Raw genomic sequence first — 20,333 nt, forward strand, 5'->3', positions numbered from 1 at the left:
TGTCGTCATGCTGAGTCTGTCTGATTTGCCTGCGCAAGTGACGGCGAAGGCCAAGGAGTACGCCGAGCGAGGTGTCGCCGAACTGCACTACGCCCGCAAGATGTTCGAAGCAGGCGCGTTGAGGCTCGAACCGCCGCAGCACATGCTGGCGCTGGTGGCCGACATCCGGACCTGGGGCGAGATCGGCATGATCCCGGCGCTCAACGCGCGCAGGCACCCGAATCGGGTCGCGGTCATCGACGACGAGGGCGAGTTCACGTTCGGTGAACTCGACGCCGCGGCCCACGCGCTGGCGAACGAGTTGCTGGCACGCGGCGTCCGCGGCGGGGACGGAGTCGGCATCCTGGCCCGCAACCACCGCTGGTTTTTGGTGTCGCTGTACGGGGCCGCGCGTGTGGGCGCCCGCATCATCATGCTCAACACCGAGTTCTCCGGGCCCCAGATCAAAGAGGTCGCCGCGCGCGAGGGCGCGAAGGTGATCATCTACGACGACGAGTACACCGCGGCGGTCGCGCAGGCCGAGACCGAGATGGGCAAGTTGCGGGCGCTGGGCACCAACCCCGACAAGGAGGAGCCGTCGGGCAGTACCGACGAAACCCTCGCCGAGGTGATCGCGCGCAGCGGCAAGCGGCCGGCGCCCAAGGCAAGCCGGCACGCCTCGATCATCATCCTGACCAGCGGCACCACCGGAACCCCCAAGGGCGCCAACCGGGCGGCCCCGCCGTCGCTCGCCCCGATCGGCGGCGTGCTCTCGCATGTGCCGTTCAAGGCCGGCGAGGTCACCGCGCTGCCCGCGCCGATGTTCCACGCGCTGGGCTTCCTGCACGCGACGATCGCGATGATGCTCGGCTCGACGCTGGTGCTACGCCGCCGCTTCAGGCCCGCCACGGTGCTCGAGGACATCGAGAAGCACAAGGTCACCGCGGCGGTGGTGGTACCGGTGATGCTCTCGCGCATGCTGGACCACCTGGAGAAGATGCCGCAGAAACCCGACCTCTCGTCGCTGCGGATCATGTTCGTCTCGGGTTCACAGCTCGGCGCGGAACTCGCGACCCGCGCACTCAAGGAACTCGGGCCGGTGATCTACAACCTGTACGGGTCGACCGAGATCGCGTTCGCCACGATCGCGCGTCCGCAGGATCTGTCGCGCAACCCGGCCACCGTGGGCCCCGTGGTCAAGGGGATCACGGTCAAGATCCTCGACGACAACGGCAGGGAATTGCCGCAAGGTGAGGTCGGCCGCATCTTCGTGCGAAACACATTCCCCTTCAAGGGCTACACGGGCGGCGGCGGCAAGCAGATCATCGACGGCATGATGTCGTCCGGCGATGTCGGCTATTTCGACGAGCACGGTCTGCTCTACATCTCCGGCCGCGACGACGAGATGATCGTCTCGGGCGGCGAGAACGTGTTCCCCGCCGAGGTCGAGGATCTGATCAGCGGCCACCCCGAGGTCGTCGAAGCCACCGCGATCGGCGTCGACGACAAGGAGTGGGGCGCCCGGCTGCGCGCTTTCGTGGTGAAGGCCGAGGGCTCGTCGCTCACCGAGGACGACGTCAAGGCCTATGTACGTGACCATCTGGCGCGCTACAAGGTGCCACGTGAGGTGGTCTTCCTCGACGAGTTGCCGCGTAATCCCACCGGCAAGATCCTCAAGCGCGAACTGCGCAACATCGACGCCTGACAGGCCGTAGGCAGGGCACGCTCACCGAACAAGGGGAATAGTTTGGTGCGTGCGGTGGTAGTACTGCCTCGTGAACATCGACCTCACCGGTAAGACCGCACTCGTCACGGGCTCGACGCAGGGCATCGGACTCGCCATCGCCGAAACGCTCGCCCGCAGCGGCGCGCGCGTGGCGATCAACGGGCGTACCGCATCGCGTGTCGACGAAACTGTGGCCCAACTGGGCGATCTGGACGTGGTGGGGGTGGCCGCCGACGTCGCGACGCAAAAGGGCACCGAGGCGCTGCTCGAGCAGTTGCCGTCGGTGGACATCCTCGTCAACAACCTGGGCATCTTCGGGGCAGAGCCCGCTCGCGAGATCACCGACGAGCAGTGGCGCAAGTACTTCGACGTCAACGTGCTGGCCGCGGTCCGGCTCATCCGCAGCTATCTGCCGGGCATGATCGAAAAGGGTTGGGGCCGTGCGATTCAGATCGCCAGCGACTCTGCCATCGTGATCCCCGAGGAGATGATCCACTACGGCGTCTCCAAGACCGCGCTGCTCGCGGTGTCCCGCGGATTCGCGAAAGACGCTGCGGGAACGGGTGTCACGGTCAACTCGGTGATCGCCGGACCGACCCACACCGCGGGTGTGGAGGACTTCGTTTATCAACTCGTCGACAAGTCGCTGCCGTGGGACGAGGCGCAACGGGAATTCATGCGCAAGCACCGCCCGCAGTCGCTGCTGCAGCGCTTGATCGAACCCGAGGAGATCGCCAACATGGTCGCCTACCTCGCATCGCCGCTGGCGTCGGCCACCACGGGTGGGGCGTTGCGCGTCGACGGTGGTTACGTCGACGCGATCCTGCCGTGAATTCCCGGCGCGGCGCTCAGGACGTCAGCGCGGCGCCGGGGAAAGCCAGGCAGAACAACGACAGTGCCAGCAGGAACCAGCCCGCCCCGTGCCAGATGGGCCAGGTGCCCTCGGCGCGCCACACCTGATAGGTGCGGATGAAGGCCCCGACACCGCCAACGAACATGATGGTGGGAACCAGGATCGCCGGAAGAAGCGTCCGGTCCATGACATAGAAGATCAAGGCGACGCCGGCGATGGCGACGACGCTCAGAACGTAGGCGACCGCCGAGCGAAAGGTCGCCGGATCGCGCCAGCGTTTTTCAACATCATTGGTCATGATCACTCAAAACGGTTGATTGCGGAGCCAGGTTCGAAGCCGGCTCTCAGTGCGGGTTGTTGACGTACCAGGACAGGCAACCCGGCCAGTGCCTGCACGCGATGATCGCGCCGGCGTCAGGCGCAGCACCACGGACCTTGGGGCTGCGCTGGGGCAGGTTGCAGTTCACGACGTATGGGTTACCCGGAACCACACCGTTCACACATGGCTGTGCCTGTGCGGTCGGGGTGGTCTGACTCAGAACAGCCGAGGGACCGGCAATCAGTGCGAAAGCCGCGGCCGTGGTGCCCGCGGCTCGAAGGAGACGTTGCTTAGTAACACTCATTATGTGAGTACCAACCGTTCCGGCCCGCGTTCTATTTCGCCACCTTCGACGGTAGACCCGATGTGACTCCGCGACCAGGGCGGATCGGAGTTTCCTTCCCGCCCCGGTCGCAGCGCACGGCCTCGGGTGTCTACGGATCGCGCGGGAGCCCGAGCAGGCGCTCGGCGATGATGTTCAACTGCACCTCGGTGGTGCCGCCGTAGATCGTGGTGGCGCGGCTGGCCAGCAGATACTCGGCCCAGCGGCCCGGTTCCTCCTGAGGGTCGCCGATCGCGGCGTCGGTGCCGAACGTCGACACCGCGAACTCCGCGTAGCCCTGGCCGGTCTTCATCGACAGCAGCTTCGAGATCGCCGCGTTGGGCATGGCGTCGCCGCCGGCCAGCGTCAGCAGCGTGGAACGCAGGTTGAGCACCTTTGCGGCGTGCCCCTCGGCGATCAGCTGCCCGGCGTGGTTCTGCTCGATCTGGTCGAACTGGCCGTCGCGCAGGAACTGCACGAACTGGTCGAGGTTGGCCAGGAAGGGCGGTTCGCTGCTACCGATCGACACGCGTTCGTTGGTCAGGGTGTTGCGGCTGACCTCCCATCCGCGGTTGACCTCGCCGAGCACCATGTCGTCGGGCACGAACACGTCGTCGATGAACACCGTGTTGAACATCGCGTTGCCGGTCAGTTCGCGCAGCGGCTTGACCTCGACGCCCGGCGACTTCATGTCGAGCAGGAAGTACGTGATGCCCTGGTGCTTGGGGGCGTCGGGATCGGTGCGCGCGAGCAGTGCGCCCCACGCCGAGAACTGGGCGCCGGTGGTCCAGATCTTCTGCCCGGTGATGCGCCAGCCCCCGTCGACCTTGACCGCGCGCGTGGTCAGGCTCGCGAGGTCGGACCCGGCTCCCGGCTCGGAGAACAACTGGCACCAGATCATCTCGCCGCGGAAGGTGGGCGGCAGGAATCGCTGCTTCTGCTCGTCGGTGCCGAACGCCACGATCGACGGGATGATCCACGACGCGATGCCCATCTGCGGGCGCTTGACGCGACCGGTGGTGAACTCCTGGGCGATGATGATCTGCTCGACCGGCGTGGCGTCGCGGCCCCACGGCTTGGGCAGGTGCGGCTGCACCCACCCGCCCTCGGCGATCGCCGCGGTGCGTTCCTCACTCGGAATGGCTTTCAGCGCAGCGACTTCCGCGCGGATTTCGTCGCGCAGCTTCTCGGTCTCGGGATCGAGGTCGATGTCGACGGGACGCATGCCCGTAGCGGTCGCGGTGTCGACGACCTGCTGCGGATGGTCCGCGGCACGGCCGAAGCACGCCGCGAGAAGCAGTGCCCGCCGGTAGTAGACGTTGGTGTCGTGCTCCCAGGTGAAGCCGATACCGCCGTGCACCTGGATGCAGTCCTGCGTGCACTGCTGGGCGGCGGCAGGGGCCAACGTCGCCGCGACCGCGGCGGCGAACCCGAAATGCGTTCCCTCGGTACCTTTTTCCCGCACCTCATCAAGGGCCCTGGCCGCGTCCCACACCGCAGCGGTCGCCCGCTCGGTGACCGCGACCATGTTGGCGCACTTGTGCTTGACGGCCTGGAACTGACCGATGGGCCTGCCGAACTGCTCGCGGATCTTGGCGTAGCCGGCCGCGGTGTCGGTGGCCCAGCGCGCGACGCCGATGCTCTCGGCCGACAGCAGCGTCGACATCAACGCCCGCGCCAGCGGCCGGCTCAGGTTCGACAGCACGCGCTCGTCGGCGACCTCGACGGCGTTGGCACGCACGTGGGCCAGCGGGCGCAGCGGGTCGACGCTGCGGACCGGTTCGATCTCCAGCTGGTCGGCGTCGAGGACCACCCATTCCTCGCCGGAGTCGATGGCCACCGGGAGCACTAGGATCGACGCCTGCGCGGCGGCCGGAACCGCGCGGACCTCACCGCGGATCACCAGTCCGTCGCCCTGGCGGGTCGCGGTGAGCGTCGAGTCGAGGGCGTAGGCCGCGATGGCGTCGCCCGACGCCAGCTCGCTGAGCACCTTGGCGTCGGGATCGTGCGCGGAAATCAGCGCACTCGCGATCGCCGACGGGACGAACGGGCCGGGCACCGCGCCGTAGCCGAACTCGGCGAGCACGATCGCGAGCTCAAGGATGCCGAAGCCCTGGCCACCGACGGACTCGGACAGGTGGACACCCTGCAGACCCTGGTCCGCGGCGGCCTTCCAGTAGGACGGCGGATTGGCTCGGGGGGTCTCCAGGGGAGTTTCCAGCGCTTCGTGCAGCACGTCGGATGGGGCAACCCGTGCGACGAACGACTTGACCGAACCGGCCAGGTCGATGTGCTCGGACAGGATTGCGATGGGCATGAATTACCTCCACAGGGGCATCGTCGTCCCGAATAACCGGTCGGTTGGATCGAGGGTACCGTGACGTGACCGGGGCCACGTACAGGCTCGATCTGTGGCCCGATCGGGGTCTACCTGGCCTCGTTGACCAGGTGGGCCAGCGGCTCGCCGTCGCGGATGCGGCGGCAGTTCTCGACACCGATCGACAGGTAACGGCGCATGGTGTCCGCGGTGTACCACGTCACGTGCGGCGTGAGGACGACGTTGTCGAGGCCAAGCAGCGGATGGTCGGCGGGCAGCGGTTCGGTGTCGAACACGTCGAGACCGGCGGCCGCGAGCCGGCCGCCGCGCAGCGCCTCGATCAGCGCGGCCTCGTCGACGATCGGCCCGCGGGCCGTGTTGACCAGGACCGCGCCGGGTTTCATCGCCGCGATGGCCTCGGGGCCCAGCAAGCCGCGGGAGGTGTCGGTGAGGGGAAGGTGCAGCGAGACGATGTCACTCGCGGCCAGCAGATCCGGCAGGTTGCGCCAGCGCGGGTGACCGGTGTCGCGCGTGCTGGTGTGCAGCACCTGCTCGGCACCCATGGCCAGCACGATCCGCTCGACGCGCTTGGCGACGTTGCCGTACCCGACGAGGCCCACCGTGCAGCCGCCGATGTCGCGCACGGTGTCGCCCAGGGTGGGATCGGTGGGCCACCCGCGACCGGCGCGCGTGGCGCGGTCCAGCTGGGGGAGACGCCGAAGCGCCGCCAGCATCAGCAATACCGTGCCCTCGGCGACCGAAGGGGCGTTCGCACCGGGCATGTTGGCCACCAGGATGCCCAACTGGGTCGCGGTCTCGACGTCGATGGTGTTGACCCCGGCGCCCAGCTTGTGCACGAGGCGCAGCCGCGGCGCGCGGTTCAGGTCGTCGCCGGTGATGGGACGCAACACATGCCAGAGCACGTCGGCGTCACCGAGTTCGCGGTAGAAGGTCTCGTCGTCCTCCTCGCCGCAGAACCGCACATCGAGCCAGTCGAGGTGCGGCGCAAGGAAGTCCAGCACGGTGTTGCTCGGTGCGAAGTGCGCGAGCACCCGCACCGTGCCCGGGTTCACCGCCACCGCTTCGCGATCCATCGCGCGATGGTGTCGGCCTGCTCGCTGCGCGCACCCGGCGTGGTGAAGTAATGATCGGTGTCGATCGAGCACAGTGTCTTGTCGGAACCCGCCAGCGCGTCGAAGATGCGTTGTGCGTCAGACGGGTACACGCCGGTGTCCTGATCGGCGTTGATGACCAGCGCCGGGCAGGTGATGCGCGCCAGGTGCGGTTCGGCCCTGGTCTGGGCGTGCCGCAGGCTCCACATGCCCAGCCAGTTGCGCAGCGTGGTGGCCGCGGCGATGCCGCGGGCCGAGCGGTTCGCCTTGACCGGGACCCCGGCGTAACACAGATTCGGCTGACGCCTGGTGGGTTCGATCGTCGGGTCCACCATCCGGGGATCGGCCCACGTGCGCATCACCGTGAACGGGCGGTCCGAGAAACCGGCCGCCTGCACGCGTTTGAGCTCGAGCTCGGCCCAGTCGGTGATGGCCTCGTTGCGTGCGATCTGTGCCTCCCGATAGCGCGCCACGAAATCCGGTGAGAACGGTGGACCGTTGCGCTCGTCGAACAGGTCGAGGTCGGGATCGGTTGCGACAGGGTCGTTCTCGTCGAGGACCGCGCCGTCCATCCACGCGGTCAGCACATCGGGCCTGCCGGGGTGCGCGGCGCTCGCGACGTAGGCGTCGGCGCGCGGCAGGTCGTTGATGCCGACGGCAGGCCGCATGCCCTCCATCGGTGTGATGTGCGGGTCGACCGCTTGGGCCTGGTAGGCCGCCATCAACGACCCGCCACCGGAATTTCCGAGCAGCACAACGGTTTCGATGTTCTGGACCTCGCGCAACCAACGCACGCCGACGCCGATGTCCACCAACGCGTGGTCCAGCACGAAGCTGCTCTCGAACCCGCGGAAACGGGTGTTCCAGCCCAGGAAGCCGATTCCCCGGGTGGCCATGTAGTCGGCGAGGTAGTGCTCGGAGAAATCGATCTGGTAGTGCGTGGCGATCATCGCCACCTTCGGTTTGCGGCCCACGCCGCGGTAGTAGATGCCCTGGCACGGGTGGCCGCCCGCGCCGGCGCGTCGGGCGGTGGGGGATTCCAGTCCGACGAACTCGCGGATCACGCCTGCCGCCGGTGAGGCCCCGGAGGTTCTGGTCATGGCTGCGGTACCCCCCTGTGATAGATCGTCCGGTAGAAGACGTTCGCGAGCGTCGTGATGCAGGCCGTGTCGTCGACGTCGTCGGCGTTGCCGCCGGAGAGCTTGGTGTAGCAGAACTGGTTGAGCATCGACACCAGCGCGAGCGCGGTCATCTCGGCGTCGTCGTCGGGGCAGAACCCTTGCCGCTGGGCACGTTTGATCATCTCGGTGATCAATGATATGGGCAGTTCGCAGATTTCGGCCCAGTACTGCGCAAAATCGTCGCTGACCATCGCCAGCTGCGACACGCTGATGATCTCGGCCAGCCGGTGCCGGTAGGTCGCCCAGTGCGCCGAAACGGCCTGATAGGAGCGCTCCCAGTTGGTCAGGCCGGGTTCGCGCGCCGCCTGGGCGCGATCGCGAGCCTCGTCCCGGAAGCGCAGCGCCCACTCGTGGACCATGGCTTCTTTGGAGTCGTAGTAGTTGTAGAACGACGCGGTGGAACGGTTGGCCTCGGCGGCGATGTCGGCGATGGTCGTGGCCAGGATGCCCTTGCGCGCGATCACGGTTCGGGCGGCGGCGTCGATGGCGGCCTGAGTCTGGCGGCCGCGCGCGGTCGGCAGCTGGTCACGCGGGCTGACGGTCACCCACACTCCTCGATCATTGATTGAACCTGAATCTGATGTTAGATTCAGTTTCGGAGCCGCGCCAGCGTTCGGCGCATCGGAGGAGTCTCGACGTGATCAAGCCCGACAATCCCAATTCCGAATTCGAGTTCGGCGGAATCAACCATGTCGCCCTGGTGTGTTCGGACATGGAACGCACCGTCGACTTCTACAGCAATGTGCTCGGCATGCCGCTGATCAAAGCGCTTGACCTGCCCGGCGGCATCGGTCAGCACTTCTTCTTCGACGCCGGCAACGGCGACTGCATCGCGTTCTTCTGGTTCTGCGACGCCCCCGATGGCGTCCCCGGGGTCTCGGCCCCTGCCGCCATTCCCGGTATCGGTGAGATCGTCAGCGCCACCGGGTCGCTGAACCACCTCGCGCTGCACGTGCCGGCCGAGAAGTTCGACGAGTACCGGCAGAAGCTCAAGGCCAAAGGCGTGCGGGTCGGGCCGGTACTCAACCACGACGACAGTGAGATGCAGGTATCGCCGACCGTGCACCCCGGCGTCTACGTGCGCTCGTTCTACTTCTTCGACCCGGACGGCATCACCCTCGAATTCGCCTGCTGGACCAAGGAATTCAGCCAAGACGACGTCGAGCGGGCCGCTCACGTGGCGCCGCGGACCGACGCCGACCGCTTGGTGGCCTCGACGAAGTAGCCGCGGGGGATACCGGGGACGTCGAGCGGGAACGCCGGCGCGAACCACCGGTTCCAGGCGTTCCCGGGTTCGGCAACGTCGGTGACGACGGCTGACCAGCCATGGCGCTCACACAATGCGCCCGGTTCGTCGGTGCCGAACAGCCACGGAGCGCCGCTCTCTTCCATCGACTTTCGTACCGCCGCCAGCATCACCGTGTCCAGCAACACCTTGCCGACGACGTCGTAGAGCAGCACCGAACCCGGCGCCGACATCGCGTCCACGCGGTCGAACAGGGTGCGCACCGCGGCCTCGTCCAGATACTGCAGCAGTCCCTCGATCAGCCAGACCGCCGGTCTGTCGGGGTCAAAGCCATTGGACCGCAACGTCTCGGTCCAGTCCTCGGTGAGATCGACGCCGATCGCGACCCGGCGGCACAGGGCCTCGTCCTCGGCCAGCGCGTCGTTCTTGGCGGCGATGACCGCGGGCTGATCCAGCTCGTAGACGGAGGTGCCGTCCGGCCAGGGCAACCGGTATGCCCGGGCGTCCAGACCGGCGGCGAGGATGACCACCTGGCCGACGTTCTGCACGGCCCGCAGCAGCGCCTCATCCCAGAACCGGGTGCGGACCACGATCTGCAGGGTCATGTTCTCGCCCGCGGCGGCGACCGCGTCGTCCAGCAACTTCTGCCCTGATTCCCCCGCCAGCTTCTCGGCGAACGGGTCGGTGAACAGCCGGTCGTCGCGGCGGGATTCCCTGGCGCGGATCGCGGCGACCAAGACTCCGGTGTCGGCTACGGCTTTTCCGGGGGCTTTTCCAGGTTTCTGCATGACGCCATCATGCGCGCTGGGCCGCCCGGGGGGCTTGGATATTTTTGCCCTGAACAACCTTCCAATCATCGAAAAATCCGAACGATCACAGCGGGAAAATCGCGCTGGACCGATCGATCGTAGTCGTCCAGGCTGTAAGCAGACGGGCCCTACGGTGAGCTCGTACGTAGAAAGTTACTGCGTCAGCGCGCCTTTGGTCCGGCGCGATGTCTGAGAGGTGCTGGTGGTCACGCGCGCCAATTTCAGCGTTGGTCCGAACCTGACTGGTCCTTATCGCCGAAGCCGTATCGCCGAAGCCGTACTCAACTACACGATCGCCGAAGTCGGTCGATCGTCAAGTTTCATCGAGGAGCTGCAATGACTGTTCGCACCCAAGCACTGGGACGGCTTCTCGAAGTTCGATTGCATCCCGAAACCAGCGGCAGTGCAAGCGATGTCCGCATCAGGATCTTGTGCGATCGACTGCCGTCACTGTCGCTGCTTCTACCGCCGTTTGCCGACTTTGGACTCGAAGTAGTCGACGAGCGGACCGGTTCGCCGGCGGAGGGCAGCGTTGCTTCGCACGAGATCGACCTAGGTCTGCGTGCCCACGCCAAAATGAGTTGGAGTGAATCACCGCCCGCGCGTCCGGATCTTCGGGAACGCTTCTTAGACGCAGTGAAAGCGGTCTGGGCCGGAGATTGTGAATCAGATCCACTGAACAGCTTGGTGCTTACCGCAGGACTGACCTGGGTTCAGGTGAGCTGGTTGCGGGCAGTCGCTGCGTATCTGCGTCAGACCCAGGCTGCGTTCTCGCTGCCGTACATATGCGAGGTTCTTGCAGGCCAACCAGCAATTGGTGCCCTCGCGGCACAACTCTTCGAGGAACGTTTGGATCCCGACCGCGACGACGGGCAACGCGCTGCAGCTCAAGCCGAGGTGGCCGAACAGTTCACCTCCGCGCTCGACTCTGTTGCCAACCTCGATGAAGACCGCATCCTCCGGTCCGTTCTGGGCATCGTCCAGGCGATCGAGCGCACCAACGCATTCCAACGCAGTGATGATGGGCAAACGCCACCGACCCTCAGTCTCAAGATCAGTCCGCGACGAGTGCCGGTGATAGCACGGCCCGTGCCTGCGGCCGAGATATGGGTGTACAGCCCAAGAGTCGAGGGTGTTCACATGCGCTTCGGAAAGGTCGCCCGAGGTGGCATCCGCTGGAGCGACCGGCGAGAAGACATCAGGATGGAAGTTCTCGCGTTGACTAAGCCTCGATCCACCGATGAATTGGCTGGTCGCAGGGTGTCGTGACGAGGAAAGTGCCTTCTGAGCTGTGATGATGAGTGTTCTCTAGGCACTTATCGGCACAACTTCGAAAGGCACTTCCGGTGAAAGTGTCCCATAGGTTCGCTGCGTCGTCGGCGGTCTTCGATGATGCCCATCTCGTGTCGTGCGCCGGTCTGGTGCCGGTAATGACGCTGGCCACCCAGACCGGGCTGTCACAGTTGCTGGCCGACAAGGTTCGTATCAGCGAACCACGGATCAAGTCCGGGTCGGCCAACCCGTCGCCGAAGCTGCTCACCGTGGTCGCCGGAATGTGCGCCGGCGCCGACAGCATTGATGACCTCGACCTCGTGCGTGGCGGCGGGATGAAGACGCTCTTCGATGGGGTCTATGCACCATCGACGATCGGAACACTGTTGCGGGAGTTCACCTTCGGACACGCACGCCAACTGGAATCAGTCCTGCGTGAGCATCTGGCCGGGCTGTGTGAGCGCGTCGATGTGCTGCCCGGCGCTGATGGGCGGGCGTACCTCGACATCGACTCGCTGCTGCGCCCGGTCTATGGCCACGCCAAACAAGGTGCCAGCTACGGGCACACCAAGATCGCCGGCAAGCAGATCCTGCGCAAAGGACTGGCGCCGTTGATCACCACGATCAGCACCGAGTGCGCCGCCCCGGTGATCACCGGGGCCAGGTTGCGGGCGGGCAAGTCCAACTCCGGCAAGGGTGCGGCCCGGATGATCGCCCAAGCCGTGGCCACCGCCCGCGCTGCCGGGGTCACCGGCCAGATTCTGGTGCGTGGTGACTCGGCCTACGGCAACAGCACCGTGGTGGCCGCCTGCCGCCGCGCCGGCGCCCAGTTCTCGCTGGTGCTGACCAAGACCCGCGCCGTCGCCGCCGCCATCGACGCCATCGAGGAGACGGCGTGGATCCCGGTCAACTATCCCGGCGCGGTCTGTGACCCCGACACCGGCGCCTGGATCTCTGACGCCGAAGTCGCCGAAACCACCTACACCGCTTTCAGTTCCACCAAGACCCCGGTCACGGCACGGTTGATCGTGCGTCGGGTCAAAGATGCCCGATTCCCCGACGCGTTGTTTCCGGTGTGGCGGTACCACCCGTTCTTCACCGATTCCGACGAACCCGTCGCCGAGGCTGACATCACCCACCGCCGCCACGCCATCATTGAAACCGTGTTCGCCGACCTCATCGACGGACCTCTGGCGCATATGCCCTCAGGGCGCTTCGGCGCGAACTCGGCCTGGATCCTGTGCGCCGTGATCGCCCACAACCTGCTACGCGCGGTCGGCGTGCTCGCCGGAGGCACTCACGCGGTCGCCCGTGGTGCCACCCTGCGCCGCAAGATCGTCAACATCCCGGCCCGACTGGCCCGACCCCAACGTCGACCGATCCTGCACCTACCCAGCCACTGGCCCCGGACCGACCACTGGCTCGCACTGTGGCGCAACACCATCGGCTACAGCCCACCCGCCACCGCGACCCACTGACCACCCGCCGCAAGGCCCGACCGAAACGCCATAGGAAAAGCTGGGCAGACCAGCGGCTACACGCCGCCCACGGCCCACAGCACGGCAAAAATCAGTCCCGAGACACCTCAACAGGGTCGATCCACGGATCGAGGCTTAGCAACTTGGCAACTTGGCTTGATCTCGGGGCGAGAACGGAATCACCTGAACCATGACGACGACGATGGCTGCTGTGCGCGAGACTGGAGCGGTGGCACCTTCACCGCGATCTGATGGCCCGCGCCGGCGGCGCTCGATTTCTCCGGCGCAGAAGCTGGCCCACCTGGATGCCTATGAGCAGGCCTGTACGACCAACGATGGTGGGGCGTACCTGCGCGGTGAGGGGTTGTATTCCTCGCAGATCGCCGAGTGGCGCAAACAACGCGATGCTGGGGTGTTGGAAGGCAAGGCACCTGGGGAGAAGGTCGGTAAACTCACCCGCGAGCAGGCCGAGATCGCCCGCCTGAAAAAGGAACTCGCCCAGGCCAATAATCGGCTGGCGACCACCGAGGCTGCCCTGGGGATCATGGGAAAAGCACACGCGCTCTTGGAGTCTCTCTCCGAGAGCGCGGACACCGACACGCCGCCGACCAAGCGCTGATGGATGCCTACAACGATCTGCGGGATATCCAGATTCCGACCCGCAAGGCCGCGGAGGTGACCGGCATGCACCGCTCGACGGCCACTCGACGCGCCAAACCCGCGCCGGCGCCTGCCGATCGGGCACCACGACCGGTCCCGGTCAACAAGCTCACCGAGTCCGAATGCGCCCGGGTGGTTGAGGTGCTCAACAGTGCCCGGTTCGTCGATGCCGCGCCGATGCAGGTGTGGGCCACGTTGCTCGATGAAGGCAGCTACCTGGGGTCTGCTGCACGAATAGGTGACATCTGAGTTGGCTTGCCCAGCGTGGGCAGGCTGGAAGGATGTCCCCATGGCAAGGCCCTACCCCCGTGAGTTCCGCGATGATGTCGTGCGCGTGGCTCGCAACCGCGATGACGGGGTGACGATCGAGCAGATCGCCACCGATTTCGGTGTCCATCCGATGACCTTGCACAAGTGGATGCGCCAGGCTGATATCGACGAAGGCGCCACGCCTGGCAAGAGCACCGGCGAGTCTGCTGAGCTGCGTGAGGCCCGGCGGCGGATCAAGCTGCTCGAGCAGGAGAACGAGGTCCTGCGCCGGGCCACGGCCTATCTGTCACAGGCCAACCTCCCGGGAAAAGGCTCTACCCGCTCGTAAGTGAGCTCGCCGCCGACGGGATCCCCGTCGCGGTGACGTGCCGGGTCCTCAAGCTCGCCCGCCAGCCGTACTACCGTTGGCGCGCCAATCCGATTACTGATGCGGAGATCATCGAGGCATATCGCGCCAACGCCCTGTTCGACGCCCACCGCGACGATCCCGAGTTCGGCTACCGCTACCTGGTCGAGGAGGCCCGCGACGCTGGCGAGACGATGGCCGAGCGCACGGCTTGGCGGATCTGCTCACAGAATCGGTTGTGGAGCGTGTTCGGCAAGAAGCGCGGCAAGAACGGCAAGGTCGGCCCGCCGGTGCACGATGATCTTGTCGAACGCGACTTCACCGCGCAGGAGCCAAATCAGTTGTGGCTCAGTGACATCACTGAGCACCGCACCGGAGAGGGCAAGCTCTACCTCTGTGCGATCAAGGACGTGTTCTCCAACCGGATCGTCGGCTACAGCATCGATGACCGGATGAAGTCACAACTGGCCATCCGGGCACTACACAGCGCGGTGGCCCGACGCCGAGATGTCGCAGGGTGCATTCTGCACTCGGATCGCGGATCTCAGGGCGGATTCAATCGGTGGTCGCAACACCGGCTTGATGAAGTGAGTGTAGGTGTTCGGCGAAGGCTTCCGCGGGAGTGCGCCAGCCGAGGGTTTTCCGCGGCCTGGTGTTGAGGGTATGGGCGATCGCTGCCACGTCCTCGGCCGACCATCTTGAGAGGTCGGTCCCTTTTGGAAAGTATTGGCGTAACAGGCCATTGGTGTTCTCATTGGTACCGCGCTGCCACGGACTCTTCGGATCAGCGAAGAACACCTTGACTCCGGAGGCGACCGAGAACTGGGCGTGCGCCGACAGTTCCTTGCCCCGGTCCCAGGTCAACGACCGACGCAGTTGCGCGGGCAACGTGGTGATCGTCTGTTCCAGAGCGTTGGCCATCGTGATGGCGCCATAGCCGGCCAACGCCGGCCCGTTCTTGGTCCGCGGAATTATCCCGTAACCAACTTCACGTGGCAGATGGACCAGCATGGTGAACCGGCTGCTGCGCTCGACCAGCGTGCCGATTGCACTGCGCTGCAAGCCAATCAGGAGATCACCCTCCCAATGTCCGGGAACAGCGCGATCATCGACCTCGGGTGGGCGTTGGCTGATCAACGTCTCAGGGGTGACATGGGCCCACGCCTTGGACCGCGTTCGTGCCCGCGGTACCCGCAGTGCCCGGCCTCGGCGCAGGCAGCTGACCAGATCCCGCTTCAGCGCACCGCGAGATTCGACGTACAGCGCTTGATAGATGGCCTCGTGGCTGATCCGCATAGTCACATCATCGGGGAAGTCCAGCGGGAGCCGTCGAGCGATCTGTTCTGGACTCCATGCCTGCACCCAGGCCCGATCACCCCGGTGCGGCTTGTTGCGTCCCTTCCACGGGGCGGCGGCGGGACCGACGATGACCTGGCCATCAGCGCCGCGAACGACGCCGGACAGTTTGTCCTGGACGTACTGACGCAGCCGGTCGTTGCTAACGAGCTTGGCGGTCTTGGGGCGGCGGGCGCGCCGCTCGGCGTGCCACTGCGCAGTGGAGGCCTTATAGTCGAGTCGATAGGTGCGGGTCGAGGCATTGCGGCGCAACTCCCGTGAGATGGTCGACGGTGCACGCTTGAGCCGCCGGGCGATCTCACGCACCCCGGCGCCCTGGGCGCGCCACAACGCGATGTTCTCACGTTCATCCGAGGACAGGTAACGTCCCGAAACTGTTTCTGGCAAGCATGGATTCACTCCACCAGCGTGACGGAACCAGCGGAACCCAACCGGCGACGACACGCCCGCTTCGGCAGCGGCGTCCTCAGTCATAGCCCCCGCAGCGATCGCCGCCCAGAACCTCACCCGATCCTGACGCCACGCCACCGACGGCCGACCCGGAGACGGAATCTGTCCCCGATACAACCGAACCGCCCGCTGCCGATCCAACACACCCATTCCACACCTCCATAATCGAGGTGTTGCGACGATCAGTTGAATCCGCCCAGTTCCGGTCAAGGAAATTCGTGCACGCATTGAGTCACCACGAGATGGTCGGCTCCATGGGCCGTGTCGGGGCCGCCGGCGACAACGCCGCCATGGAGAGCTTCTTTAGCCTGCTGCAGAAGAACGTGCTGGACCGCCGCCGCTGGGACACCCGTGAACAGCTGCGGATCGCGATCGTCACCTGGATCGAACGCACCTACCATCGGCGCCGCCGACAGTCCGGCCTCGGGCGGTTGACCCCGATTGAATTCGAAGCAATCATGACCACACCGGCCAGTCAGGCCGCGTGACCGAAACTGTCACCTGATCGTGCAGCAGACCCCTGTGTTCGGTGTCGACGATGTACCGCGTCCTCAATGCCAACAAGCTGGTCAAGGAGCGCCGTCGGCTGGCCCGGCACCGCAAAGCGGTCTGCCCGGAACTGGTGGCCACCGCGCCGCGGCAGGTGTATTCGTGGGACATCACCAAACTGGCCGGCCCGGTCAAAGGGGTCTACTACGACGCCTACGTGATGATCGACATTTACTCGCGTTACATCGTCGGGGTCCATGTGCACGCCCGCGAATGCGGCCAGCTGGCCAAGGAGATGATGGAACAGATCTTCGGCACCTACGGCATCCCACACGTCGTGCACGCTGATCGGGGCACCTCGATGACCAGCAACACCGTCGCCGGACTGCTCTCGGATCTGGGCGTCATCCGCTCGCATTCGCGGCCCAAGGTATCCAACGACAACCCCTACAGCGAGTCCTGGTTCAAGACCTTGAAGTATGCGCCGGCGTTCCCGGAACGCTTCGAATCCATCCATCACGCGAGGGATTTCATGGACCGATTCGTGCAGTGGTACAACCATGAACACCGCCACAGCGGCATCGGGCTGCACACACCCGCCGATGTGTTCTACGGCCTCGCCGGCGGGAAAGACACCCAGCGCCGAGCCGTGCTCGCCGACGCCAGGGCGCGCCACCCACGCCGATTCGGCCGCGACACCGCACCCAAGGTCATCGACCTACCTGAATCCGCGGCGATCAACCCACCCAAACCGGCCGAACAGGAGACCGAAACGGAAGCCGCTTAACACCCACTGGACTCAAACACCTTGACAAATTCCGCAGGCGGGCCTTCTCAGGCCGAGAATCTCACACGGCTGACGCGGGCGGGATGGAACACCCCGCACACCGCGGATCCACCTCAGATCGCGGTGGGTTCGACTCCGATCTGAGACATCGCCAACGTCGGGTTGTAGTGGTCACGAATCACTGTGACTTTGCCGTCGGCGACCTCACAGAACATCGCAAACGGTAGTTCGACTTTGCGACCCGTGGCGGCAACCTCACCCCACGGTGTCGGCATCGGGCCGGTATGAGTGCCCCGCAAGATGAAGTCTCCCGCTGCGTGTGTGGAATCCCCCACCACGGCCAGTATCTCGACTGCAAAATCTGAGAATGCGTTACGCCAGTTCTGGTCGCCCCGAACGAAGGCGTCTGCACCCGTGCTAATTTCGCTTCCTGACGCAATGTCCACAACGACGACATCGTCGCTCACCATCTGGCGAAGTTTCGGCCAGTCACCGGCATTGAAGGCCTCGGCCAGTTGGCGTAGGACCGGTGCAGTGCTCAATTTGTTCTCCTTGAATGCCGGAGCCGAACTGCCAGAGGGCCAGTGACCCCTGACACATGACTGCGCTGTGGAAGTTGTTGTGCGGACTAGGAACAAACGTAGGACCGTCGTCTTCTGGGTCTTAGCAACCGACTGTCACAAGCTTGGGGCAAACAGCCGACACTCCGTCACTATCGGTCCCCCGCAGAATGAGATCACGGAAACTTTGGGCTCCGATTGGGGCGCCGAGCGGGCGACAAGGCGTCAAGTTCATAAGGCCATGCCATGGCACTTCGTCTAGTGTCACTGCGCTCGATGGACTGGAAACTTCCTACATGACATCCATCACACCGCCGCACGAGAGCCGTTCCAGCACAGGACTTCCAGCGATGCCAGATCAGACGGAGCTCTTGCCGTTCTATCACCCGGAGCTCCTGGACAAGCCGTATCCACACTTCCGTCGGCTCCGCGATGAATTTCCAGTTCTCAGGCTGGATGACGGCACGTACGTACTCTCGCGGTACGAAGACGTCTCCGCGGCTTTGCGCCACACGGTGAGCTCGGTGCAGCAGGTCGATTTCGGTGCTTTCGATATCCTCCACTCCTCCCTTGTCGGTATGGACGCGCCTGCTCACACCTTTCACCGACGACTTGTGAACAGCCACTTCACCCCCAAGTCGATACGCAACTGGATGGCCACCACCGCATCCGTGGTCCACCAGGCACTTTCGGCGTCGAAGCCTTCCGGTCAGGTCGAGGCTGTACGTGAATTATGTGTCGTCCCAACGTATGCAACGACGTGCGCCATCCTGGGTATCCCTGCTGAGCATGCAGATGAAGTTCGTTACTACACGTATCAGTTTGCTCGTGGCTTCGGCCTTGTTGCCAGCGAAGACGACCTTCGGGCCGGCGCCGAGGGCAGTGAGTGGCTGACAAACCACTGCGACGAGGTGATCGAGCGAGCGCACCGAGAGGCCCGAGCGGGCGTTGTCGCCACCTATCTCGCGGTCGAGGAGCGTGGTGAGATAACCCGGCGGGAAGTTACGGCGAACGTACTGCTCTTCTTGGCAGCCGGTCAGTTCTCGCCCGCCAACCTCGCTGCGCACGGATTGGAGCGCATGGCCTCGGACCCCGAGCTTTTCGCCGCTTTTCGTGACGATGCCGCAGTCCGTCCCAAGGTCGTGAACGAACTGCTCCGGTTTGTCACGCCGGAGGTTGGGGTGACGCGTCTGTTGCTTGAGGATCTCGACGCGTCCGGCACTGTCATCCCGGCCGGCACGACGGTATACGTGTTGCTCGCATCTGCCAATCGCGACGAGCGTGTGTTCCCAGACCCGGACCGGTTCGATTATCACCGCTCGGTTCAGGGCAGTCCGCATCTCGCCTTTGCCGCTGGACTGCACGCGTGTATGGGGCAAGTCCTGGCACGGCAGGAAACCGAGGCCATCCTGACGGCGGTGGTCGACCGCTGCGCGCGGATCGAACTCATCGGCAAGCCCGAGTACAACAGCATTCAACATGCACGGCAATGGAGAACCATGGATCTTCAACTGACCTTCTGACCGGGCGTTCGTCGGCCATACGCATCAATCGCCACTGTTGTTCATCACGACCGGTTCGCGCTCCTTGATGAACACTGGCGAAATGGCGCACAGGAAAAGAGTCGCGACGGTAACCGCGACGAACCCGCCGGTGAAGCTGCCCGTGGCGTCTTTGACAAGTCCCACGATGTATGGGTACGCAAAACCACTGACGATCCAGGGGACGCCGAGTACAACGCCGTTCACCACACCTGAATGTTCTGCGCGAACCGACTCGACTGCCTCTGCCAGAATCAGTGGTTCGCCCGCGTACACACCAAGCCCGAGTATCGGAATGCAGAGTGCGACCAGGAGGTAGTTGTCCACCGCAATGGACAGTGTCATGACAGCGACTGCGGCTACCGTCACGATCCCACCCAGCAAGATGACACGCTTTTTGCTGCCGAGACGCTCCGCGACGATCGGGCCACCGAATGCAGCGGCCATGCCGGCGATCGAGAAAAGAGCGGTGACAAGGCCTGCCACGGCCTCCGTGAAACCAGCATTCTCGACAAGGACGGCCGGCATCCAACTCGCGATTGCGGAAAACAGGCCGACGCCGCCGATCCAGAAGATCGTTGCTGACAATACATTTCGGTTGAGTAGGGACCGAACGGGTGACTGCTCCGGTCGCATCGTTTGCAGACCCGGATTGCCGGCCCCAACTCGGACCAGGTCCTCTTGAACTGGCGGTGCATTCTTGGAGACGAAGAGAACGAGGAGAAGCACGGCGGCCAGACACAAGGCCTGCACGTTCAAACCCATCCGCCAGCCGAAGGCGCTCAAAATCGCGGAGAAAGCGAAGAGACCCAAGACTGCGCCTACTCCGTCCCCTGACATCATGATGCCGACAGCGCGTCCGACCTGTTTGCTTTCTCGGAACCAGCCCACCGCCATGGTGTAGGTAGCAACCCATAGGAATCCCACCGCGATTCCGGCGAGAATCCTGGCGACTGTGACCATCGCGAACCCATCCGAGAAGGCGAAGACCACCTGCGCGATAACGCCGGCGGCCAAACCTGAGGCGATCACGTTTTTGCTGCCCCAGCGAGTGGCGATGACACCACCGAGAAGAATCATCACTCCGGCGACAAGACCGGTGACAGAAGAGATGCCTCCGGCTTGCGAGTAACTCAAACCGAGGTCCTCGCTGATGGCGCCCAAGCTGGGGCTCCATCCGACATACGGCAGGAACCCGGCCACGAGCGCCAGATATGCGGCGGACAAGTTAACCCACCTGTTGTTCGACATACCAATCCT

General features: G+C 64.9%; 21 protein-coding genes and 2 pseudogenes. 13 read left to right on the forward strand and 10 right to left on the reverse strand.

Going from position 1 to position 20,333, the window contains the following annotated elements; all coding sequences use genetic code 11:
• Positions 1-7: 7 nt before the first annotated feature.
• Together fadD2 and AT701_RS02880 are read left to right on the forward strand one after the other, a co-directional pair.
• Entirely contained in the window at positions 8-1,684 is a 1,677-nt protein-coding gene (fadD2, locus tag AT701_RS02875; protein WP_058125115.1) for a long-chain-fatty-acid--CoA ligase FadD2, read from the forward strand.
• Positions 1,685-1,754: 70 nt separating this feature from the next.
• Positions 1,755-2,537, forward strand: a complete 783-nt coding sequence (locus tag AT701_RS02880; protein WP_011727057.1) for an SDR family NAD(P)-dependent oxidoreductase — start codon at positions 1,755-1,757, stop codon at positions 2,535-2,537.
• Between the two features lie 16 nt (positions 2,538-2,553).
• On the opposite strand, the gene AT701_RS02885 is transcribed toward AT701_RS02880, so the two are convergent.
• The 6 genes from AT701_RS02885 to AT701_RS02905 all read right to left on the reverse strand — a co-directional run bounded on the left by AT701_RS02885 (position 2,554) and on the right by AT701_RS02905 (position 8,354).
• Positions 2,554-2,856: a hypothetical protein gene (locus tag AT701_RS02885; RefSeq protein ID WP_029104250.1), complete on the reverse strand. Its 303-nt coding sequence runs from the start codon at positions 2,854-2,856 to the stop codon at positions 2,554-2,556.
• A gap of 46 nt (positions 2,857-2,902) precedes the next feature.
• Positions 2,903-3,025: a hypothetical protein gene (locus tag AT701_RS35925; protein ID WP_257297377.1), complete on the reverse strand. Its 123-nt coding sequence runs from the start codon at positions 3,023-3,025 to the stop codon at positions 2,903-2,905.
• A gap of 286 nt (positions 3,026-3,311) precedes the next feature.
• Positions 3,312-5,516 (reverse strand): acyl-CoA dehydrogenase family protein, encoded by a 2,205-nt coding sequence (locus tag AT701_RS02890; RefSeq protein ID WP_058125116.1) that lies wholly within the window; start codon positions 5,514-5,516, stop codon positions 3,312-3,314.
• Positions 5,517-5,626: 110 nt separating this feature from the next.
• Positions 5,627-6,610 carry a 2-hydroxyacid dehydrogenase gene (locus tag AT701_RS02895; protein WP_174519563.1) on the reverse strand — a complete coding sequence of 328 codons (984 nt, stop codon included), beginning with the start codon at positions 6,608-6,610 and terminating at the stop codon, positions 5,627-5,629.
• On the reverse strand, positions 6,586-7,728 hold the full coding sequence (locus AT701_RS02900) for an alpha/beta hydrolase (RefSeq protein WP_014876815.1): 1,143 nt from the start codon (positions 7,726-7,728) through the stop codon (positions 6,586-6,588). Before AT701_RS02900 ends, AT701_RS02895 begins: the two co-directional genes overlap by 25 nt.
• Positions 7,725-8,354, reverse strand: a complete 630-nt coding sequence (locus tag AT701_RS02905; RefSeq protein ID WP_058127511.1) for a TetR/AcrR family transcriptional regulator — start codon at positions 8,352-8,354, stop codon at positions 7,725-7,727. The genes AT701_RS02900 and AT701_RS02905 overlap by 4 nt, the downstream gene beginning before the upstream one ends.
• A gap of 92 nt (positions 8,355-8,446) precedes the next feature.
• Between AT701_RS02905 and AT701_RS02910 the strand changes: the two genes are divergently transcribed.
• Positions 8,447-9,034, forward strand: coding sequence for a VOC family protein (locus tag AT701_RS02910; protein WP_058125117.1), 588 nt, complete (start codon positions 8,447-8,449; stop codon positions 9,032-9,034).
• Here the strand turns inward: AT701_RS02910 and AT701_RS02915 are convergent.
• Positions 8,983-9,843, reverse strand: a complete 861-nt coding sequence (locus AT701_RS02915) for an SAM-dependent methyltransferase (protein WP_058125118.1) — start codon at positions 9,841-9,843, stop codon at positions 8,983-8,985. The genes AT701_RS02910 and AT701_RS02915 overlap by 52 nt on opposite strands.
• Before the next feature lie 223 nt (positions 9,844-10,066).
• Here AT701_RS02915 and AT701_RS34535 point away from each other — a divergent pair, with 223 nt between their 5' ends.
• The 7 genes from AT701_RS34535 (at position 10,067) to AT701_RS34545 (ending at position 14,549) form a co-directional block, all read left to right on the forward strand.
• Positions 10,067-10,204 carry a hypothetical protein gene (locus tag AT701_RS34535; RefSeq protein WP_157892490.1) on the forward strand — a complete coding sequence of 46 codons (138 nt, stop codon included), beginning with the start codon at positions 10,067-10,069 and terminating at the stop codon, positions 10,202-10,204.
• Positions 10,201-11,133, forward strand: coding sequence for an NAD-glutamate dehydrogenase domain-containing protein (locus tag AT701_RS33960; protein WP_081319341.1), 933 nt, complete (start codon positions 10,201-10,203; stop codon positions 11,131-11,133). The genes AT701_RS34535 and AT701_RS33960 overlap by 4 nt, the downstream gene beginning before the upstream one ends.
• A 77-nt stretch (positions 11,134-11,210) precedes the next feature.
• The gene (locus AT701_RS02925) at positions 11,211-12,614 is read left to right on the forward strand and encodes an IS1380 family transposase (protein ID WP_058125120.1); all 1,404 of its coding nucleotides are present in this window, start codon (positions 11,211-11,213) and stop codon (positions 12,612-12,614) included.
• A 190-nt stretch (positions 12,615-12,804) separates the two neighbouring features.
• Positions 12,805-13,233: a transposase gene (locus AT701_RS02930; protein WP_014877232.1), complete on the forward strand. Its 429-nt coding sequence runs from the start codon at positions 12,805-12,807 to the stop codon at positions 13,231-13,233.
• Positions 13,233-13,523 (forward strand): hypothetical protein, encoded by a 291-nt coding sequence (locus tag AT701_RS02935; RefSeq protein ID WP_058125121.1) that lies wholly within the window; start codon positions 13,233-13,235, stop codon positions 13,521-13,523. The genes AT701_RS02930 and AT701_RS02935 overlap by 1 nt, the downstream gene beginning before the upstream one ends.
• A gap of 40 nt (positions 13,524-13,563) precedes the next feature.
• Positions 13,564-13,872, forward strand: a complete 309-nt coding sequence (locus AT701_RS35475; RefSeq protein WP_058125122.1) for an IS3 family transposase — start codon at positions 13,564-13,566, stop codon at positions 13,870-13,872.
• Positions 13,873-13,904: 32 nt separating this feature from the next.
• A complete protein-coding gene (locus tag AT701_RS34545) occupies positions 13,905-14,549 on the forward strand; it encodes a DDE-type integrase/transposase/recombinase (RefSeq protein ID WP_157892491.1) in 645 nt (214 codons plus the stop codon).
• Here the strand turns inward: AT701_RS34545 and AT701_RS02950 are convergent.
• A complete protein-coding gene (locus AT701_RS02950; protein WP_011728521.1) occupies positions 14,446-15,846 on the reverse strand; it encodes an IS30-like element ISMsm8 family transposase in 1,401 nt (466 codons plus the stop codon). The genes AT701_RS34545 and AT701_RS02950 overlap by 104 nt on opposite strands.
• A gap of 32 nt (positions 15,847-15,878) precedes the next feature.
• Here AT701_RS02950 and AT701_RS33970 point away from each other — a divergent pair.
• Both AT701_RS33970 and AT701_RS02960 read left to right on the forward strand, forming a co-directional pair.
• Positions 15,879-16,184: pseudogene (locus tag AT701_RS33970) on the forward strand (integrase core domain-containing protein); the annotation flags it as partial.
• A gap of 32 nt (positions 16,185-16,216) precedes the next feature.
• A pseudogene (locus AT701_RS02960) lies at positions 16,217-16,972 on the forward strand (transposase); the annotation flags it as partial.
• A 113-nt stretch (positions 16,973-17,085) separates the two neighbouring features.
• Here the strand turns inward: AT701_RS02960 and AT701_RS02965 are convergent.
• Positions 17,086-17,514: an ester cyclase gene (locus tag AT701_RS02965; RefSeq protein ID WP_157892492.1), complete on the reverse strand. Its 429-nt coding sequence runs from the start codon at positions 17,512-17,514 to the stop codon at positions 17,086-17,088.
• A 314-nt stretch (positions 17,515-17,828) separates the two neighbouring features.
• Here AT701_RS02965 and AT701_RS02970 point away from each other — a divergent pair, with 314 nt between their 5' ends.
• On the forward strand, positions 17,829-19,055 hold the full coding sequence (locus tag AT701_RS02970) for a cytochrome P450 (RefSeq protein WP_157892493.1): 1,227 nt from the start codon (positions 17,829-17,831) through the stop codon (positions 19,053-19,055).
• Between the two features lie 24 nt (positions 19,056-19,079).
• Here the strand turns inward: AT701_RS02970 and AT701_RS02975 are convergent, their stop codons facing one another.
• A complete protein-coding gene (locus tag AT701_RS02975) occupies positions 19,080-20,324 on the reverse strand; it encodes an MFS transporter (RefSeq protein ID WP_058125126.1) in 1,245 nt (414 codons plus the stop codon).
• Positions 20,325-20,333: the final 9 nt, after the last annotated feature.

Origin of the sequence: Mycolicibacterium smegmatis, from assembly GCF_001457595.1 — a bacterium.
GTDB classification, from domain to species: domain Bacteria; phylum Actinomycetota; class Actinomycetes; order Mycobacteriales; family Mycobacteriaceae; genus Mycobacterium; species Mycobacterium smegmatis.

Bases quoted from the DNA above. Each gene is read 5' to 3' on its own strand.
- AT701_RS35475 (WP_058125122.1), top strand. From the start codon at position 13,564: ATGGCAAGGCCCTACCCCCGTGAGTTCCGCGATGATGTCGTGCGCGTG.
- AT701_RS02900 (WP_014876815.1), bottom strand. From the start codon at position 7,728: ATGACCAGAACCTCCGGGGCCTCACCGGCGGCAGGCGTGATCCGCGAG.
- AT701_RS02885 (WP_029104250.1), bottom strand. From the start codon at position 2,856: ATGACCAATGATGTTGAAAAACGCTGGCGCGATCCGGCGACCTTTCGC.
- AT701_RS02970 (WP_157892493.1), top strand. From the start codon at position 17,829: ATGACATCCATCACACCGCCGCACGAGAGCCGTTCCAGCACAGGACTT.
- AT701_RS02890 (WP_058125116.1), bottom strand. From the start codon at position 5,516: ATGCCCATCGCAATCCTGTCCGAGCACATCGACCTGGCCGGTTCGGTC.
- AT701_RS02950 (WP_011728521.1), bottom strand. From the start codon at position 15,846: ATGGGTGTGTTGGATCGGCAGCGGGCGGTTCGGTTGTATCGGGGACAG.
- AT701_RS33960 (WP_081319341.1), top strand. From the start codon at position 10,201: ATGACTGTTCGCACCCAAGCACTGGGACGGCTTCTCGAAGTTCGATTG.
- AT701_RS02930 (WP_014877232.1), top strand. From the start codon at position 12,805: ATGACGACGACGATGGCTGCTGTGCGCGAGACTGGAGCGGTGGCACCT.
- AT701_RS02975 (WP_058125126.1), bottom strand. From the start codon at position 20,324: ATGTCGAACAACAGGTGGGTTAACTTGTCCGCCGCATATCTGGCGCTC.
- fadD2 (WP_058125115.1), top strand. From the start codon at position 8: ATGCTGAGTCTGTCTGATTTGCCTGCGCAAGTGACGGCGAAGGCCAAG.
- AT701_RS02915 (WP_058125118.1), bottom strand. From the start codon at position 9,843: ATGCAGAAACCTGGAAAAGCCCCCGGAAAAGCCGTAGCCGACACCGGA.
- AT701_RS02895 (WP_174519563.1), bottom strand. From the start codon at position 6,610: ATGGATCGCGAAGCGGTGGCGGTGAACCCGGGCACGGTGCGGGTGCTC.
- AT701_RS02935 (WP_058125121.1), top strand. From the start codon at position 13,233: ATGGATGCCTACAACGATCTGCGGGATATCCAGATTCCGACCCGCAAG.